Below are 1,164 nucleotides of genomic sequence, written 5' to 3'. Positions count from 1 at the left end.
AAGCTAAACAAATACAACTCTCCACGCGTGGTTGAAGACGTGACGCGTCTTTCAAACAAAATGCGTTTGTTAAGACGTCTGATTGAACACCCTATTGTTTTGCGTGAGCAAACTATCTCCATGGGTAACAACATCAAGCGAGCGATTAAAGGGATTGCGACGGGCTTGGTTATGGTCGTAGTGACATCGACCGTTATTCTAGCCCGAGACTACCTTGGCGAGATCTCTGCATCTTTCATTATAGCGATGTCTTTTATCTATGCTTTACGCGAAATTTTTAAAGATGATCTGCGTGATGCAATGTGGCGTTGGATTCGTAAAGGCAAACCTAAGTGGCGTAAAAAGTACATCGACCCGACGACGAAGAAAGTCGTCGGTAAAAAATTAGAATGGCTTGATTATAAAACGCTATCGAGCTTGCCAGACAAGATTCAACAGATTCGTAAAAAACGCGTCGTTCAAAGAGAAGAACAAATTCTTCACTACCATGAAAAAACAGAAATGGCGACGTCGCTCTTTTTAAGTGGTTACGAACAGACTCGAGAAACGTTGAACATCAGTTTGCGCCCGATCATCCGCCTAATGGATAAGAGCTCAAACCGCGTTTATCGTCTAAATGAAGGGCAAGTGACCAAAGAGTCTGTAGAGAAACGTCATTTACTCAATGTGATCGTCAAAGAAGACAACCACACTGATGCGCCCGTTTACTACCGTTGGAAAGTCGTGCTAAACCGCTCGAAAATAGTCTCTATCGAGAAAATCGAGCTCAATTAAAAAACGGATTCAAACTATTAAGCAGCCTTCTTTGTATGTTGAGCTGCTTTTTTTATGGATAGAGTAAGCGCAAACTCTGCCATCGGCTCCTGCCCATGTAGGCTCGGACACAACGCGATAATCTTCACATCACGATTAACACGCTCTCCAGTGGCAATGGTATGGTCTAGCATCTCATCAATGACATGGCCGTCATTACAAACGAAATGAACATCCGCTTCTGGACGTTTTAAAAACTCCGCTTTCACTCCTTTAAATGCTAAAGAAATCGCCTCGCCTTTTTCCTGAGCTTTGCTCATCGCAAGAAAACCACCAGCCACATCAGCACCAACGGCTAATGCACCAAAATACATACTGTTTAGGTGATTCTTTGTTCGTCGTCGAAGGGGA

Annotated in this window: 1 protein-coding gene and 1 pseudogene; one reads left to right on the top strand and one right to left on the bottom strand. The window is 43.5% G+C overall.

Going from position 1 to position 1,164, the window contains the following annotated elements; genetic code table 11:
* Nucleotides 1–774 (top strand): annotated as a pseudogene (locus R7Z50_RS24525) (hypothetical protein); the annotation flags it as partial.
* Nucleotides 775–791: 17 nt separating this feature from the next.
* Here the strand turns inward: R7Z50_RS24525 and R7Z50_RS24520 are convergent.
* Nucleotides 792–1,164, bottom strand: a 373-nt coding sequence (locus R7Z50_RS24520) for a DUF4442 domain-containing protein (RefSeq protein ID WP_318149351.1), incomplete at its 5' end; no start/stop codon positions are given.

The sequence above is a fragment of the Vibrio sp. 1249-1 genome (assembly GCF_033340495.1).
This window is presented reverse-complemented; position numbering and strand designations above follow the sequence as displayed.